At 71.2% G+C, this 15,764-nt stretch carries 15 protein-coding genes and 1 riboswitch; of the genes, 9 read left to right on the top strand and 6 right to left on the bottom strand.

Annotated features, from left to right (window positions below):
• Window positions 1-8 precede the first annotated feature (8 nt).
• Window positions 9-1,196 (bottom strand): alpha/beta fold hydrolase, encoded by a 1,188-nt coding sequence (locus MTF65_RS02455; protein ID WP_243626526.1) that lies wholly within the window; start codon window positions 1,194-1,196, stop codon window positions 9-11.
• Window positions 1,197-1,628: 432 nt separating this feature from the next.
• Between MTF65_RS02455 and MTF65_RS02450 the strand changes: the two genes are divergently transcribed.
• Window positions 1,629-3,095, top strand: a complete 1,467-nt coding sequence (locus MTF65_RS02450; protein ID WP_243626524.1) for an FAD-binding oxidoreductase — start codon at window positions 1,629-1,631, stop codon at window positions 3,093-3,095.
• A 751-nt stretch (window positions 3,096-3,846) separates the two neighbouring features.
• On the opposite strand, the gene MTF65_RS02445 is transcribed toward MTF65_RS02450, so the two are convergent.
• The 4 genes from MTF65_RS02445 to tsaD form a co-directional block, all read right to left on the bottom strand.
• Window positions 3,847-4,872, bottom strand: coding sequence for an ABC transporter substrate-binding protein (locus MTF65_RS02445; protein WP_243627275.1), 1,026 nt, complete (start codon window positions 4,870-4,872; stop codon window positions 3,847-3,849).
• Window positions 4,873-4,887: 15 nt separating this feature from the next.
• Window positions 4,888-5,673 carry an ABC transporter ATP-binding protein gene (locus MTF65_RS02440; RefSeq protein WP_243626523.1) on the bottom strand — a complete coding sequence of 262 codons (786 nt, stop codon included), beginning with the start codon at window positions 5,671-5,673 and terminating at the stop codon, window positions 4,888-4,890.
• Window positions 5,673-6,695, bottom strand: a complete 1,023-nt coding sequence (locus MTF65_RS02435) for a FecCD family ABC transporter permease (protein WP_374207172.1) — start codon at window positions 6,693-6,695, stop codon at window positions 5,673-5,675. The genes MTF65_RS02440 and MTF65_RS02435 overlap by 1 nt, the downstream gene beginning before the upstream one ends.
• A 189-nt stretch (window positions 6,696-6,884) precedes the next feature.
• Window positions 6,885-7,035: riboswitch (cobalamin riboswitch) on the bottom strand.
• Between the two features lie 389 nt (window positions 7,036-7,424).
• Complete coding sequence (tsaD, locus tag MTF65_RS02430) at window positions 7,425-8,483, bottom strand: tRNA (adenosine(37)-N6)-threonylcarbamoyltransferase complex transferase subunit TsaD (protein ID WP_243627274.1); 1,059 nt, start codon at window positions 8,481-8,483, stop codon at window positions 7,425-7,427.
• Window positions 8,484-8,737: 254 nt separating this feature from the next.
• Here tsaD and MTF65_RS02425 point away from each other — a divergent pair, with 254 nt between their 5' ends.
• The 3 genes from MTF65_RS02425 to MTF65_RS02415 are packed head-to-tail and all read left to right on the top strand — an operon-like array spanning window position 8,738 to window position 11,816.
• The gene (locus tag MTF65_RS02425; RefSeq protein WP_243626521.1) at window positions 8,738-8,989 is read left to right on the top strand and encodes a hypothetical protein; all 252 of its coding nucleotides are present in this window, start codon (window positions 8,738-8,740) and stop codon (window positions 8,987-8,989) included.
• A gap of 50 nt (window positions 8,990-9,039) precedes the next feature.
• Entirely contained in the window at window positions 9,040-11,292 is a 2,253-nt protein-coding gene (locus MTF65_RS02420; protein ID WP_243627273.1) for a cation-translocating P-type ATPase, read from the top strand.
• On the top strand, window positions 11,289-11,816 hold the full coding sequence (locus tag MTF65_RS02415) for a copper chaperone PCu(A)C (RefSeq protein WP_243626519.1): 528 nt from the start codon (window positions 11,289-11,291) through the stop codon (window positions 11,814-11,816). Before MTF65_RS02420 ends, MTF65_RS02415 begins: the two co-directional genes overlap by 4 nt.
• Before the next feature lie 32 nt (window positions 11,817-11,848).
• On the opposite strand, the gene MTF65_RS02410 is transcribed toward MTF65_RS02415, so the two are convergent.
• Window positions 11,849-12,064, bottom strand: coding sequence for a hypothetical protein (locus tag MTF65_RS02410; protein ID WP_243626514.1), 216 nt, complete (start codon window positions 12,062-12,064; stop codon window positions 11,849-11,851).
• Between the two features lie 281 nt (window positions 12,065-12,345).
• On the opposite strand from MTF65_RS02410, the gene MTF65_RS02405 reads away from it, so the two are divergent.
• The 5 genes from MTF65_RS02405 (at window position 12,346) to MTF65_RS02385 (ending at window position 15,741) form a co-directional block, all read left to right on the top strand.
• A complete protein-coding gene (locus tag MTF65_RS02405) occupies window positions 12,346-12,555 on the top strand; it encodes a heavy-metal-associated domain-containing protein (RefSeq protein ID WP_243626511.1) in 210 nt (69 codons plus the stop codon).
• Window positions 12,556-12,715: 160 nt separating this feature from the next.
• Entirely contained in the window at window positions 12,716-13,351 is a 636-nt protein-coding gene (locus tag MTF65_RS02400) for a metal ABC transporter ATP-binding protein (RefSeq protein WP_243626510.1), read from the top strand.
• Window positions 13,348-14,223 (top strand): metal ABC transporter permease, encoded by an 876-nt coding sequence (locus MTF65_RS02395; protein WP_374207139.1) that lies wholly within the window; start codon window positions 13,348-13,350, stop codon window positions 14,221-14,223. Before MTF65_RS02400 ends, MTF65_RS02395 begins: the two co-directional genes overlap by 4 nt.
• On the top strand, window positions 14,181-15,005 hold the full coding sequence (locus MTF65_RS02390; RefSeq protein WP_243626508.1) for a metal ABC transporter solute-binding protein, Zn/Mn family: 825 nt from the start codon (window positions 14,181-14,183) through the stop codon (window positions 15,003-15,005). The genes MTF65_RS02395 and MTF65_RS02390 overlap by 43 nt, the downstream gene beginning before the upstream one ends.
• 397 nt (window positions 15,006-15,402) lie before the next feature.
• On the top strand, window positions 15,403-15,741 hold the full coding sequence (locus MTF65_RS02385) for a hypothetical protein (protein ID WP_243626507.1): 339 nt from the start codon (window positions 15,403-15,405) through the stop codon (window positions 15,739-15,741).
• Window positions 15,742-15,764 lie beyond the last annotated feature (23 nt).

Here is a 15,764-nt window from a genome sequence, read left to right as displayed (position 1 = left end):
GCAGGAGGTCAGCAGGTGGTGGGTGCGGTCCTGCCCGCGAAGCGGTCCGCGAGCCAGGGGATGCCTTCGGCGCTGGTGGCTTCGGTCGCGGCGATGTGGCCGGGGACGATGTTGCTGGAAAACTTGACCGTCGTACCCCGGCGGCACCAGTCAGCGGCCAGGTTCTTGCCGACCTGCTGGGGGACGACGTCGTCCAGGGCGCTGTGGGAGAGCAGGACGGGTACGGCGGGCTTGCGCTTGCCGAGCTGCTGGTCGGCCACGACCGTGGCCCACGGGGCGCGCCCGAGGCGTTCGGTCAGAGGGCGCCCGTCGGCGGTCAGGAAGCGTGAGTTGAGGAAGGGGTATTTGGCGAGGGCCTGAGTCGTGCACAGGTTGTCCCGCAGGTTGTTCGTCACGCGCTTGCCGTGGGCGCTCAGGTACGGGCCGATGTCGATGCCGTACGAGGTGGCCAGCCCGGAGAGCGCGTAGTTGAAGAACGCCCCGTAGGCGGAGCCGTCCATGCTCGCGGCGACCCTGTTCATGTCCGCGGGTGGAGCGCCGACGACGGCGCCCTTGATCTTCAGCTCGGGCGCGTACGTAGGGGCCAGCTCTGCGGCGGACGCCGACGCACCGCCGCCCTGGGAGTAGCCGTAGAGCGCGACCGGACCGGCGTCCGGCAGATCCACGGCATCCAGACGCTGCGCCGCCCGGACGGAATCCAGGACCGCGCGGCCCTGGGCCTCGCGGTCCATGTACGTGTGTACCCCGGGCGTGCCGAGCCCCTGGTAGTCGGTCACCACCACGGCGTAGCCCTGGTCGAGGAGCTTCTTGATGGGCAGCGCCTCGTACTCGGTGCCCGCGGCCATTTGCCGGGAGGGGGCGCACTTGTCGGCCAGGCCCTGGGTGCCGGGGGCGAAGGCGACGATCGGACGTTGGCCGGCACGGGGGTTCGTGGGGATCAGCACGGTGCCGGTGACGGCGCTGGCCTTCCCCGTGCGGTCGGTGGTGCGGTACATGATGCGGTGCACGCTCGCGTTGACCTTGAAGGCCTCGAGCGGGTCCAGGTAGAAGACGCCCGGCTCCGAGCTGATCGCGTCGCCGTTCGCGGCGGGCAGGCTCGCCGGCCGCTGGGGACGCAGCTGATCGGCTGCGGCCGCCTCGCCGGAGGACACGTTGAAGGTGAGCACGGCGGAGGCCGCGGCGGTGATGGCTGCCACAGCACGTCCGCCAAGGGCGCGACGACCAAGCACGGGGGGCTCCTCGGTCAGGGATCAGGAAGATCCACTGACTATCCGAGGCCCCACGCCCACCCGTTGAAATAGGGTGGAGTGTCGCGATTTTGGCTGAAACTTGCTCTACCTGGAGATATTTTCCTGTTTGGGCCGCTGAGGGGTGCCGGCCGGAGGCAGCTCATCTGCGCCCCGCAATCCGCGCGGTGAGAGGAGTGGTCGCCATCGCGGACAGTTGGGCGAGGCCCTGTGCGGACCGTCTGCGCGGGCCGCCGTCGGGATTCCGGTGTCCGCTTCCTTTGCAGGGTGGCCGGGAGTGGTCTTGATCTTGGTTGTGGAGAGGTGGCTGGATGGCGGGAGTGGCTGGGGTAGGTAGCGGGACGGCCAGATGCGCGGGGCTGATGAGTAGGGAGAGTGGTCATGGCGCTGCAGGGTGCGGACGTTCTGGTGGTCGGCGCCGGAGTGGTGGGCCGGTCGGTCGCGTTCGCGCTCGCCTCGGCGGAGCCGGCTGTGCGGGTGGTGCTGGCCGGCGCGGTCGGCGGTGCGGCGGCATCACATGCGGCGGGCGCGATGCTCGGCGCTCTCGGTGAGGTCACCGACCAGGCCGCGCGGACCCGGCACGGGCGGCTGCGCACCGAGCTCGCGGTGACGGCAGCCGCCCGGTGGCCGGCCTGGCGGAAGCAAGTACGCGCCCGCGCGGGCACCGGTGCCCCGCCGGTGGACGGGTACGGCACCGGCACCTTCGTCGTCCTGAACGCGGTCTCCTCGCCTCTGGACGACGCCTCGTTCACCGCGATCGCCCGGGCCGCGGCCGAGTACAAGCTGGGCTGCCAGGAAACGGCCCCGTCGGACATCCCCGGCTACCATCCGCTGGACAACGACCGCGCCCTGCGCGCCTGGTACCTGCCCGCGGAAGGCTTCCTCGACGCCCGGGCCTGGCTGGCCACCCTGGACGCCGCCCTGGCCGCCCTGCCGAACGTGATCCGCACACCGGCCGGCACCCTCACCGCCCTGCCCTCCCACAACTACCTCCTCGACACCCCCACCGGCGCCTTCCGCGCCCCACGCGCGGTCGTGGCGGCCGGCGCCTGGACCACCCCGCTCCTCGAAGCCCTGGACCCGGACCTGCCCGTCGTACCGGTCCTGGCCGCGGCCGGCACCGCGCTGACCGTCACCGGACCCGAGCCTCTTCCGGCGGTGATCCGTACCCCCAACCGGGCCTACGCCTGCGGTCTGCACACCGTCCCGCAGGCAGACGGATCCCGCTACATCGGCGCCAGCGCCCAGCCCTGCATGACCCCCGCCCCCCATCCCACGGCCGGCGCCCTGCGCTTCCTCCTCGACGCCGCCCTGGGCCAGCTCGACCACCACCTGGCCACCGCCGCCATCACGCACACCCACCGCGGCAACCGGCCCATCGCCCTGGACGGGCACCCCGTCATCGGCCCCACCCCCAAAGACGGCCTGTGGGTGGCCTCGGGCACCCACCGCGACGGCCTCCACACCTCCCCCCTCATCGCCACCACCCTGACCGAAGCCCTCCTGGCCCCCACCGGCACCCCTGCCCCGCTGCCCGGGCCGCTCGCCGCTTTCACCCCATGCCGCCCGCTTATCGCAGACCTCACCACCAAAGAGGCTGCCACCGAAGCCGCAGCCCACCATGCGGCGCTCGCGGCCGAAGCCCGGATGCGGCCTCCGTTGACAGGGTTCTGGCCGCAGATGCTGACCGATGGCTACCAGGGCCTGATGGACCGGGCGTACGCGGCCATGCCCGACGGGTACGTACCGCCGCCGGACCTCGCCCCCCTGGCCTACGAGGAAGGCGGACCGGCCCTCGCGGAACTGGCCGCCGCCCACCTGGACCGCCACACCGCCCACTTCGGGTAAGGCGGCGGCGGGGCCTCCGATCCGCCCGCTGCGCGACTGACCCACGAGAGGCCACTCGGTACGGGCGACCGGTCCGGCAACACCCCCACGTTGACCCTCGGAACCCACGCCGGCTGATGAAATGCCTTCCACGGCAGTTGGGCGACGGAGGGCGGGCGAGGGAGACACGTGTCCGAACAGGACAGGTTGGGGGCGCGACTCCGCTCCACGGAAGAGGCCCTCGATCAGATCGGAACGTCCTTCGGCGAACGGGAGACTTGCCGGGAGCCGGCCGGATTCCTCTTCCGCACGCTGTGCGACGCGGCGGCGGTCGACCTGATCGGACGCAGCGCCCGTAACGAACGCGTCCTCGCCGCCCGCCTCCGCCCTCGGCCGCCCCACCACACCCGAAGCGACGAATCGGGTGCCACAGCAACGACACGAAGGCCCCGGTAGTCCCGGCACACCCCACGAGCAGGATCCGGGCCATTCGCGGCCAGCGAGCCCCGAATGCGTACACCAGGCGAGACGCGGGACGTGAACGCAGCAGACCAGTCCGACCCAGCGGGAAAGGGCACTCAGCGCCGCAGCGGCCTGAGCACGCAGGAAGGCTGCACGTCTACAAGACCGTTCTCGGGACCCGGGCCGGCCCCGAGGCTACGTCAGAGGCTGTAGTGCGGCTGGTCGTGGCCCACTGGTGGGCCTAGGCGGCGCTGCTGCGACGGCGGGCACCGCCGCCCGCCTGCTGAGGCGGCGGCCGGAGTCTCTTCGGTCAGTCACGAGAGAATTTCCTCAGATCCGAGGCGAGTGAGGCGATGGCCGCGGGATTGCGCGGGCTTTCCACCAGTTCCGCGTAGTCGAGGACGACGATCCGGTCGTTCTTGACGGCCGAGACGCCGGCGAGCGGCGGATAGGACTTCAGAAAATTCCGCTTCTGCTCCGCGGTGGTGTCACCGTAATCGTTGATCACGATCACCTCGGGGTCACGCTCGACCACGGTCTCCCAGCCCACCGTCGCCCAGCTGTCCTTGAGGTCCTTCATGACGTGATCGCCACCCGCCTTGGTGATGATGTCGTGCGGCCCGGCATACAGACCCGAGGTCAGCGGCTTGTCCTGACCGCCGTCATAGAGGAAGACGCGCGGACGGTCAGCGCCCTTCAGGGCCTTCGCCTCCGCTTCGGCCACCTGCTTCTCGAAGTCCGCGATGAGAGCCTCCGCACGGTCATCGACGTCGAAGATCTTTCCCAGGTTCCGCAGGTCGGTGTACAGCGCTTCGAGCGGCGGCATCACCCCGCGTGCCTTTCCCTGCCCGTTGCGGCACGATTCGCTCAGCAGGTACGATTCGATGCCCACCTTCTCCAGCTCGGCGGGGCTGAAGCCCTCCCCCTCGTTGAAGCCGTAATTCCAGCCCGCGAACACCAGATCGGCGCGGGCGTCGAGGACCAGCTCCTTGTTGATCGTCTTCTTCGAGAGCCACTTCGTCTTGTCGTAAGCGTCCTTCCAGGGAACGGATGCGAGATCGCCCCTGTCGTCGGGCGTCACATAGCCCGCCATACGGTCCTCGAGTCCGAGCGCGAACATGATTTCGGTGATGCCGACGTCATTGGTGACCACGCGCTGCGGGGCCTTGTCGTAGCTCTTCTTCTGGCCGCAGTTCTCGATGGTCACCGGATAGTGGCCGCCGCGTGCCTTGGCATCACCACCCTCTCCGTCCCGAGAGGTGACCTCCGCGCCGCATCCGGTAAGCACCAGGGCGGCGGCGAATGCGAGTGCGGCGGGGCGTACGAGGTTCGGCATGATGGCCATGACTCCTCAGGATGCGGGCTGAGTGGGCGTGAGACGGTCGAAGAGCAGCTGTACGGCGCCGGACTCCGGATGCGGTACACGGTGCGCTCGTACGCCGAAGACCTCGGCCAGCAACTCGGGCGTGAGCACGTCGTGCGGAGCGCCCGAGGCGACGATCCGGCCGCTGTCGATGACGTAGAGGAGGTCGCAGTGGAGGGCGGCGAGATTGAGGTCGTGCAGCGCGGTGAGCACCGTCAGCCCACTGCCGCGCACCAGAGCCAGCACTTCCAACTGCTGGGCGATGTCGAGGTGGTTGGTGGGCTCGTCGAGCACCAGGACGCGGGGCTGCTGTGCGAGCGCGCGGGCGATCAGGACCCGTTGCTTCTCGCCGCCGGAGAGGGTGAGGAAGCCGCGGTCGGCGAGGTGGCCGGCGCCGACCCTCACCAGCGCGGCTTCGCACGCCTTCCGGTCTTCGTCGGTGGTCCGGGCCACGGAGCGCTGGTGCGGCAGGCGCCCCATCGCCACGACCTCGGCGACCGTGAAGTCGAATTCGGTGACCGCTTCCTGGGGCAGGGCAGCCAGCCGACGGGCGCCTTCGCGCGCGCTCAGGGAGTACAGGTCCTCACCGCCGAGCAGGACCGTGCCGGCCGAGGGGCGCAGGGCCCGGTAGACGCAGCGCAACAGCGTAGACTTTCCACTGCCGTTGGGCCCGACGAGCCCGACGACCTGCCCGCTGCCCGCGCGCAGCGTGGCCTCCCGCACCAGCCGCGCGCCGGCGACCTCGACCGTCAGTGCATCGATGTCGATCCGCATCACGCGCCTCCGAAGGTGTAGGAGCGGCGGCGCATCAGCAGGACGAAGCACGGCACGCCGATGACGGCGGTCAGCACGCCCACCGGCAGCTCGACGGGCGCGAGCACCACACGGGACAGGATGTCCACCCAGATCAGCAGGACGGCGCCCGCTAGTGGGGCGACGGCCAGCAGCCGGCGGTGGTCCGCGCCGACCAGCATCCGTGCGGCGTGCGGGACCATCAGGCCGACGAAACCGATCGCACCGCTTACCGCGACCACGGCACCCGTGACGGCGGCACAGACCAGGAACAGCTCCTTGCGCAGCCTCCCCGCGTCCACCCCCAGGGCGGCCGCGGTCTCGTCACCCATCGCCAGGGCGTTGAGGCGACGCGCTGACACAGTGAGGTGGGCGAGGCCGACGAGCACGGCTCCCGCGGCGATCGGCACGGAGGCCCAGCTGGCTCCGCCGAGGCTGCCGAGCAGCCACATCATCGCGGAGCGGGCCGCCTCGCCGCGCTCGGCCGCGAACACCATGAACGTGGTGACGGCCGAGAAGCCGTAGTACATCGCGGTGCCCGTCAGGACGAGCCGCAGCGGGGTCAGACCATCAGCGGTGCGGGCGATCGCGTACACCAGCGCCATGGCGAGGAGGGCGGAGAGGAAGGCCGCCGTGGACAGGGCCCACAGACCGAGAGCGCCGAAGGCCCCGAAGAGGAGGACTGCATTGGCACCGACGGCCGCGCCCGAGGATATGCCCAGGACGAACGGATCGGCGAGGGCGTTGCGGACCATGGCCTGCACGGCGACGCCGATCGCCGACAGGCCGGCTCCGACGACCGCGGCCAGCACGGCTCGCGGGAAGCGCAGTTCCCACACGATCGTGTAAGCAGAGACTTCGTCATGGGCTATGGATCCGCCTGCCAGCCCGGCCCACAGAAAACGCAGCGCCTCGCCCCAGGACAGTCCCGACGCCCCCATCCCCGCCCCACACACGATGGAGAGCACAAGCGCGACGCACAGGGTGACGAAGAGAAGGGGCAGTGATACGCGCTTGGGCGGCGCGGGGCCGACGCCGGTAGGCGCCGTGTGAAGTGGCGCGGCTGGTTCAAGTTCCAGGGGTGTGGCCACGGGCGGATCGCCTTCGCCTCAGGCCGTGCCCTACATGAGCACAGGAGCGGCCCGGGACGCGGGGCGCCCTGCGCAGCGCCTTCTCGCAGTCCACGGCGAATTGACAGGAGCCTTCATCACCGCGGGTAATCGGGCTCACGGAACCGCGTGTGCGGCTCCATCTACCGTTGCGGGTCAGCGCCGGACTTCGACCGGACTTCCCCCGCGGGACGGGTTGCAGCATAACGTGCACGCGGGGCCTCCTTCGACGCCGAACCCCAGATCGAGGGGGGCCCGCGTGTGTCTGGCGAGCGTCGGGATCGGAGGCGTGCGTCGGCCAACTGACCGCGTGCGGCCCGACGCTGCCGCCTTCCTACCGGGGCCGGGTGGCGCCGGTCATCGCGTCCACCGTCTACGGGCGCGTTCCGCACCGGAGCCGCTGAGGGTGTCCGTCGCCAGGGAGAGGGCGATGGCGAAGCCGTAGGCGATGCAGTGCCCGCCGCCAGAGGTCGACATCCGAAGCGAGCCGGGCAAGGAACGCGTCCAGGCCGAACTCACCCTCGTGCCACGGCGGGCCCCCGAACGCGTCCGCGTACACCCTCCCCACCTCTCACCGCAGCCCGGGCAACTCCGCCGCGGACACCCTCCGTACGACCATCCCGCTCACGCGACTCTCGCAGCGGCACGGGCGACAGGGTGCAGGGTCGCGTACTCCAGCGGAGCGGACGGATCGATCGACATGTCGAGCTGCGCGGGAGCCGAGCCCGCGCGTACCAACAGGTCGCCGACCGCGGCGATCATCGCCCCGTTGTCGGTGCACAGAGTCAGCGGCGGCACCCGAAGCTCGACCCCGGCCGCCGCGCACCGCTGCTCGGCCAGCGCGCGCACCCGCGAGTTCGCGGCCACCCCGCCCACGACGACGAGCGTGCGCACTTCGTACTCCCGGCAGGCGGCCAGCGCCTTGCGGGTGAGCACGTCCGCGACGGCCTCCTGGAGCGAAGCGGCGCCGTCGGCGAGGGGGATCTCCTCGCCGCGGATGTGGTGCTGTTCGGCCCAGCGCGCGGCTGCGGTCTTCAGTCCGGAGAACGAGAAGGTGTACCGGGCGTCGCCCGGCCGGGTCAGGGGCCGCGGGAACACCACCGCGCAGCCGTTGCCCCCGTGTGCCGCCCGATCGATGGCCGGTCCGCCCGGGTAGGGCAGGCCGAAGACCCGCGCGACTTTGTCGAAGCACTCCCCGGCCGCGTCGTCCACGGTGTCGCCGAGGTGGAGGATCGGATCGCGTACGAGGTCCCGTACGAACAGCAGCGAGGTGTGCCCGCCCGAGACGATCAGCACCATGCACGGATTGGGCAGCGGCCCGTGCTCCAAGGTGTCGGCGGCGACGTGCCCGGCGAGGTGATGGACGCCGTACAGCGGCACCCCGGCCGCGTAGGCCAGGGTCTTCGCCCCGGCCAGCCCCACTTGGAGCGCGCCCGACAGGCCCGGCCCGGTCGTCACCGCGACCGCGTCGATGTCCGAGATCCGCATCCCCGCCTGGTTCAGGGCCTCCTGTACGACCGGGTTGAAGGCCTGCACGTGCGCGCGGGCGGCGATCTCCGGCACGACTCCGCCGAATCTCGCGTGCTCGTCCATGCTCGACGCCACCACGTGCGCGAGCAGCCGTCCGCCGGACACGATTCCGGCCCCGGTCTCGTCGCAGGACGACTCGATGCCCAGCACCACAGGAGAGCCCACCACGACCTCTTTCACACTTGATCTGTAATTGCAAATGATATGCAACAAGATACTCGGTTCGGAGTTCTGGACTGGAAGCCGGTCGGGAGAGTCGCGAAGCCCGGGAACTCATGGACGCGTCCCCCCGACTACTCATGGGGACGGCATCAGCGCACCAGGGGATGCCACCTCGGCGGCGGTCCGCGTACCGCAGCACCTGACGAGCGAGGGGCGCCGGACAGCGCCCGTTCAGTGGAGTGGCGATGGCGCAACCTCAGCAGTTCCCCGCCGGTGTGTACCTCTCGCTGCGGCGTTGTGTGCCGCCGCCGGCGCTCACGGGGTTCGTGGTGTTGCTGGGGCTGATGTTCTGCCTGTCGTACGTGATCGGTGCTGCGGCCGGTCCGGTCGCACCGGGTATGCACTCCAGCGGGACGGGCGCCGCCCCCGAAGTCGGCAGCCCCGGACGGCACGGTCACGGCGGCTCGGGCGGCACGCAGACGGGCGGTGCGCGGTGAGCCCGGAGCTGGCGACCGCCCCTACCAGCACGGACCTCACCGTCGGCGGCATGACGTGCGCGGCCTGCGTCAGCCGCGTGGAGAAGCGGCTCGGGCGGATCGAGGGCGTCAGTGCCACGGTCAACCTGGCGACCGGCCGGGCACGAGTGGTCCATCCGCCCGGCATCACGACGGACGAGCTGGTGGCAGCGGTCGAGCGTGCGGGCTACACGGCCGAACTCCACGCGCCTCCCGAACCTCGGGGCCGGGCGGAGAGCGAAACGGCGGATCCGGCACCGGAGGAGGAGAATCGGAGCGAGCGCGAGCGGCTGCTGATCACCGTGCTGCTCTGCGTGCCGGTCATGGCCCTGTCGATGGTCCCGGCTCTGCAGTTCCGCAACTGGCAGTGGCTGTGCCTCGTGCTCGCCGCCCCAGTGGTCGTGTGGAGCGCCTGGCCCTTCCATGTCCGCGCGCTGCGGGGCCTGCGGCATTCGGCGGCCACCATGGACACGCTCGTCTCGCTCGGTGTCGTCGCCTCGTTCCTCTGGTCCCTGTACGCGTTGTTCCTCGGCGGCGCGGGGCAGCCGGGGATGCGGATGCCCTTCACCCTCCTCCCCTCGGCCGGTGGTCATGTCGCCGACGTCTATCTGGAAGCGGCGGTCGGTGTACCGCTGTTCGTCCTGACCGGCCGGTTCCTGGAGGCACGGGCGCGGCGCGGTACGGGCGCGGCGTTGCGCTCGCTGTCCGCGCTGGCGGTCAAGGACGTGACCGTGCGCAAGAACGGGAAGGAGCGGCGGATCCCGGTCGAACGGCTCACCGTCGGGCAGGAATTCGTCGTCCGGCCCGGGGAGCGGGTCGCCACGGACGGCGTCGTGGTGTCCGGGAACTCCGCCTTGGACCTGTCCCTGCTGACCGGCGAGAGCGATCCCGTCGAGGTCGGGCCGGACCAGGCCGTGATCGGGGCCGCGGTGAACGCGGGCGGGCTGCTCCTCGTACGGGCCACCGCCGTCGGCGCGGACACCCGGCTCGCCCGGATCACCCGCATGGTCACCGACGCCCAGGCCGGCAAGGCGGCGGCGCAGCGTCTGGCCGATCGCGTGGCGGGCGTCTTCGTACCGGTCGTCCTGGTATTGGCCGTCACCGTGCTCGGCTTCTGGCTCGGCGCCGGTGCGGATCCGCAGCCGGCGGTGACCGCGGCCGTGGCCGTCCTCGTCGTCGCGTGCCCCTGCGCTCTCGGCCTGGCGACGCCCACCGCCCTGCTGGCCGCCACCGGCCGCGGCGCCCAACTGGGCATCCTGGTCAGCGGACCCCAGGCCCTGGAGGCCCTGCGGCACGTCGACACGGTCGTCCTCGACAAGACCGGCACCCTCACGACCGGGCACATGACCGTCGCCCAGCTCACCCCGCTCCCCGAAGGCTTGGGCCGGGAGAGGGTCCTGCGGCTGGCCGGCGCGGTGGAGCAGGGCTCCGAGCATCCGCTCGGGGTCGCGCTGGCGGCGTACGCGAGACGGAACCTACCCGACCAGACATTGCCACAGGTGACCGGATTTCGGGCCACCCCCGGGTCCGGTGTCAGCGGTGTGGTGGACGGCCGTGCGGTCGAGGTGTGCGCACCGGGCGACGATCTCCCCGAGGCCCTGGCGAAGGCACTGGCAGCCGCCGAAGCCGCCGCGCTCACGCCCGTCCTGGTACGGGTCGACGGCGTCGCCCAGGCGCTCATCGGCCTTGGGGACGTCCTGCGTCCGGGCAGCTACCGGGCCGTCGACCGCCTCCGGCGACTTGGGGTGGAGCCGATCCTAGCCACCGGCGACCGCGAGGCCCCCGCGGAGGCCGTCGCCTCCGCACTCGGGATCACCCGCCTCCATGCCCGCTGCACCCCGGAGGACAAAGCCGCTCTCGTACGGCAGTTGAGGGACGACGGCCGACGGGTCGCCGTCATCGGCGACGGCGTCAACGACGCCATCGCGCTGGCCGCCGCGGACCTCGGGATCGCCATGGGCAGCGGTACGGACGTGGCCATCGGGGCGGCGGACGTGACCCTGGTGCGCGGTGACGTGGAGGCGGTCGCGGACGCGGTCCGCCTGGCCCGGCGCACCCTCGCGACCATCCGGGTCAACCTGGTCTGGGCGTTCGGCTACAACCTCGTCACCGTCCCCCTGGCAGCCGTGGGCCTGCTCAACCCGATGGTCGCCGCGGCGGCGATGTCGGCCAGCTCGCTCCTGGTCGTGGGGAACAGCCTGCGCCTTCGAGGCTGGGACCCCGCAGGCCGCCGAACTGCCGGTGCGTCGCGGGCCCGCCGCGCCCGGGGAGGAAGTGAACGATGACCGATTCCACTCGACGAGAAGCGGTGGACGGCTGGTGGCCGACGCGCCGGCGTCTGCGCGAGGCGTACCTGACCGCGGCCCTTCCTGTGATCGCGTGCTTGGTCGGACTGTGCGGACTGACGGCCTGGGCCGGCTCCGGAGCTGCCGGCGCTCCGCCCCGCATCGCGGTCGACGACGGCCGCGTCTTCCTCCCGTACGCCGGCAAGGAGAACACCGCGGCGTTCTTCCGGGTCTCGAACCTGGGTGGCGCAGATGATCAGTTGGTCTCCGTCACCTCCCCGGACGTGGAGCAGGCCATGCTGAGCCGGCACCAGAGCGCGGGTACCGGGGCCGACTCCATGAACATGACCGGGCCCCTCGACATCCCGGCCGGGGACACCCTCGCCATGTCCCCCTTCGGAGCGGACGTGATGGTGAAGGTGAAGGAACGCTGGCAGGCGGGTCAGGTCGTTCGCTTCGTCCTGCACTTCCGCCACAGCAAGCCGGTCGAAACCATCGCGATCGTGGTCCGGCCCGGCAGCTGAACGCCACCGGCCGGTGGGCGACACACGTCGACTCAGACAGCGGCGACGGCGTCGAGTTCGCCCGCCTTGGCGTCCTCGATGAGCGAGCCGAACTGGTCGGCGCTCATCTCCACACGCTGTCCGAAGTCATCAGTGATGACGACGCGCCGTTCGACCGGCGCGGACTCGTCCACGAACAACTGGGGGCAGCCGCAGTCGCACTTGCCGCAGAACGTCGCTATCGGGGCCAGGGAATTGATATCGGTCATCACACGTGCCCTTTCCTTTCGCGTCCGTCCACGGAACGGCCTCCCGCCACCGGACGTGAAGGGAATGCCCGTTCGGTAGCGAGCGCAAGCACCCTGGTGAACCCCCGTGGGAGCACAGCGGTCCGGGCCTGTGCTTCGACTGCTCCCAGCCGGCCCCAACTCGCGGAAACCAGAAGGCCACTCCGTACGACTACGTGGGAGAGGCAGACGGTCTCCGAGCTCTGCGAGCGAGAGCCGACCGGACCCTCCACCCTGTACGTCACTGTCGAGGAGAGAACGCCATGGATGAGCAGCGCTACCGCGTGACCGGTATGACCTGCGGCCACTGTGCCGGCCACATCACCGAGGAGGTCAAGCAGGTGACCGGGGTGAGCGACGTCGTCGTCGATCTCGACGCGCATGCCGTCACGGTGAGCGGTGCGCCGCTCGACGACCGTCTGATCCGTGCCGCCATCGTCGGGGCAGGCTACGAAGTCGCCGCGGCGATCTGAGCGCACGGGCGGCGGATGCTGGGGGCGCCGCAGGTTGGAGGGATTCGCGCGCGAGAATCCTCGGTTCGCGGGAACTCCGGCCTTTCTCCGTCCGACTACTGGGACGTGGGCGGCGGACACCCGTCGCTCCACGCGGCTCGGAACGACGGAAAGGTGTGGGATGGGCGGGCTGGATGTGCGCATGAGGGCAGTCGCCTGCCGGCACGGCCGGGTGGAAGCGGTCTCCGACGTGAGTCTGGAGATCGCCGCCGGTGAGCGCGTGGCGCTGACCGGCACCAACGGCTCCGGCAAGACCACCCTGCTGCGTGCGGTGCTCGGCCTGCACCGCCAGGTGACGGGCTCCATTTCGGTCGGCGGCCGGGAGACCGGCTCACCCGCCGAGTGGGCCTGGCGGCGCCGTGCCTGCGCCTGGATCCCCCAGAAGCCGGCCGCCGGCCGTTTCCCCCTGCTCGGCGCCGAGTTGCTCGCCAGCAGTACCGCGCCCGAGGACGCCGGCGAAGCCGCCGCCCGGCTGGGGGTCGGGACGCTGGTCGAACGCCCGTTGCACACCCTCTCCGGCGGCCAGTTGCAGCGGATGTACCTGGCCAGGGCGATCGGCTGCGTCGCCGCCGGAGCCCAGGTGCTGCTGGCCGACGAGCCCACCGCCGCCCTCGACTTCGACGGGCAGGCGGAGGCCGCGGACGTCCTCACCTCACTCCCGGTCACCCTGGTCGTCGTCACGCACGACCGCGCCCTGGCGGACCGCTGCGACCGCGTGCTGGAGATGGCCGCGGGCCGACTGCGGGAGGCCCGGTGACTGCGGTGAACCTCGCCACCGCCGACCTCGGTGCGCTGCTCCAGCTGCTTCCGGTCCAGCGGGCCGGTCTCGCGCTGCTGCTCGCGGCGATCGGCCTGCCCGTCATCGGCGTGGTCATCGTCGGGCTCGACATCATGCCGGTCCGGTTCGCGATGATGCACGTGGCCCTGCTGGGCATCGCGATCGGGCTGCTCACCGGCCTCGACCCCATGCTGTGCGCGCTCGTCGCCTGCGCCCTGGCCGGAGCGGGAGTCGCCCCGCTCGCCCGCACACCCGACGGCCTGTCCGGAGCCATGGGCCTGCTGATGAGTCTCGCCATCGCCGCCGCGCTGCTGCTGCTCGCCGTCTCGGGGGTCAACGCGTCCGGGGCCTTCGCCCTCCTGTGGGGGTCGATCCTCTCCGTCGGCACCCCCGACCTCGTCGTCCTAGGCGTACTCGCGACCGTCGTACCGGGCGTGTTCTGGTGGAAGCGGCGCGACATCGGCCTGCTCCTCTACGACCGTGAGCTCGCCCACTGCTCCGGCGTCCCGGTCCGCGCCCTGACCGCGGCCCTCCTGATCCTCGTCGCGATCGCCGTCGCCGGGGCGATCAAGCTCACCGGCGCCCTGCTCGTCGACGCTCTGACCCTGCTGCCCGCACTCGCCGCGCGCCGCCTGGGCAGCTCACTCAAATCGATCACCCTTTGGGCAGTCGGCATCGGCGTGGCCGTCAACACGGCCGGGTTCCTGCTGGCCCTGTGGCTCGACTGGCCGCCCGGCCCCGTACTCGTCCTGACGGCGGGGGCACTCGTCCTCGCCGTCCACTTCATACCCGAACGGAGAATCAGCTCATGGCGCGCACCCGCGTCCGTATCTCTTCCCTCCTCGCACTGAGCGCGGCACTCGCTCTCGTTACCGGCTGCGGGAACGGCACCGACTCCGATGCCGCCACCGACACCCCCGCGAAGGCCGGTGCCCCGGCTGCCGGGAAGGACAAGCCCGTGGTGGTCGTGACCACCACCTGGGAGGGCGCGTTCGCCAAGGCCGCCGGGGCCGAGGATGTCAAGGTCATCGTGCCGCAGTCCGTGCACCACGCCCCCGACTACGACCCCAAGCCGTCCGACCTCGCCGCCGTAGCCAAGGCGGACTTCGTGCTGTACGCGCCGTTCGAGCCGTACGCCGCGAAGATCAAGGAGGCCGCGGGCTCCAAGGCGAAGCTGGTCGAGGTCAACCTCGACAACGACCCGGACAAGGTCAAGGCCGAGGTCGACAAGCTGGGCGCGCTCTTCGGCACACAGGACGCGGCCACGAAGTGGAAGACCGGCTTCGATGCCGAATACGGGAAGCTGAACAAGGAGGTCCAGGCCGGGTGGCCCGGCGGCAAGAGCCCCTCGGCCGTGACCCAGGTCTTCACCGGCTGGTCGGCGAAGCTGGCGGGCGCCACCGTCGTGGGCACGTACGGGCCCGAGGCAGTGACCCCCGGGCAGTTGGCCGAGCTCTCCGCGAAGAAGCCCGCGCTCGTCCTCGACAACGCCCACATGTCGACCGGGACCGTACTGCCCGACTCTGGAGCCAAGCAGGTGAAGATCGTCAATTACCCGGGCGAGGACCTCGACCTGCTGGCCGTGTACCGCAACGCGGCTGCGGAGCTGAAGAAGGCCATGGGCACCTCCTGAACCGGGCGGCGCGGCCCGCGCCGTTGCCTTCCGTCCCGGAGCAGTGTGCACACACTGCCCCGGGATGCCCCTTGTGCCGGTTTGATTCTGCCTGTGATTCGGCCCACCGTGGTGTGACGGACTTGGATAGGTTGTGCCGGTCCACCGACCGGACAGCTGGCTGAGGCGGACCTCGAAGGGTCTGCTCTGTGCTTCTGCCTGCCTGTTTCTGGGCGCGGTCAGTCACGTCGCCGCTGGCGGAACGCTGCCGGGGCCGGGAGGCCTGGGGCTCGTCTTCGCCACTCTGACCGTTCTGGGCACCGGCCACTTCGTTGGTCGTCGACGGCGCTTTGACGTCACCACTCTCCTGCTGGGCGCGACACAGTTCGGCCTGCACCTGGCCTTGCACCGTCTGTCGATGGCGGACGGCACGCCATCGCCCACCACGGCCCCGATGCCCACCGGCGGTATCGGCCACCACACCATGGCCGCTCACGCCCCGGGCACGCACGCGGGCATGGACGCGACGGACATGGCCCCTGCGGGCCCCGGGCACGCGATGACGGCGACGATGACGCTGGCGCACGCCCTTGCCACGCTCGGGACCGCCCTGTGCGTGGTCTACGGCGAGCGGATCCTGCGACGGCTGGCCGCCTTGGTCCTGCCGCGCTCCCCCCTCGCCGCCCTCACGCCTCTCCCCCTGCCGCCCGGGCCCCGGCTGCCGGCAACGTCTGCACGTGCCCTCCCCGCCTCATGAGCCCGGCAGCCCTCGGCTGCCGG

The sequence above is a fragment of the Streptomyces sp. APSN-46.1 genome, assembly GCF_022815725.1.
Taxonomy (GTDB): domain Bacteria; phylum Actinomycetota; class Actinomycetes; order Streptomycetales; family Streptomycetaceae; genus Streptomyces.
This window is presented reverse-complemented; position numbering and strand designations above follow the sequence as displayed.

What these genes read in the sequence shown, in the direction of transcription:
- MTF65_RS02425 (WP_243626521.1), top strand. Translation starts at nt 8,738, where the DNA reads ATGGCGCAACCTCAGCAGTTCCCCGCCGGTGTGTACCTCTCGCTGCGG.
- MTF65_RS02390 (WP_243626508.1), top strand. Translation starts at nt 14,181, where the DNA reads ATGGCGCGCACCCGCGTCCGTATCTCTTCCCTCCTCGCACTGAGCGCG.
- MTF65_RS02400 (WP_243626510.1), top strand. Translation starts at nt 12,716, where the DNA reads ATGGGCGGGCTGGATGTGCGCATGAGGGCAGTCGCCTGCCGGCACGGC.
- MTF65_RS02450 (WP_243626524.1), top strand. Translation starts at nt 1,629, where the DNA reads ATGGCGCTGCAGGGTGCGGACGTTCTGGTGGTCGGCGCCGGAGTGGTG.
- MTF65_RS02440 (WP_243626523.1), bottom strand. Translation starts at nt 5,673, where the DNA reads ATGCGGATCGACATCGATGCACTGACGGTCGAGGTCGCCGGCGCGCGG.
- MTF65_RS02405 (WP_243626511.1), top strand. Translation starts at nt 12,346, where the DNA reads ATGGATGAGCAGCGCTACCGCGTGACCGGTATGACCTGCGGCCACTGT.
- MTF65_RS02415 (WP_243626519.1), top strand. Translation starts at nt 11,289, where the DNA reads ATGACCGATTCCACTCGACGAGAAGCGGTGGACGGCTGGTGGCCGACG.
- MTF65_RS02445 (WP_243627275.1), bottom strand. Translation starts at nt 4,872, where the DNA reads ATGCCGAACCTCGTACGCCCCGCCGCACTCGCATTCGCCGCCGCCCTG.
- MTF65_RS02385 (WP_243626507.1), top strand. Translation starts at nt 15,403, where the DNA reads ATGGCGGACGGCACGCCATCGCCCACCACGGCCCCGATGCCCACCGGC.
- MTF65_RS02410 (WP_243626514.1), bottom strand. Translation starts at nt 12,064, where the DNA reads ATGACCGATATCAATTCCCTGGCCCCGATAGCGACGTTCTGCGGCAAG.
- MTF65_RS02420 (WP_243627273.1), top strand. Translation starts at nt 9,040, where the DNA reads ATGACGTGCGCGGCCTGCGTCAGCCGCGTGGAGAAGCGGCTCGGGCGG.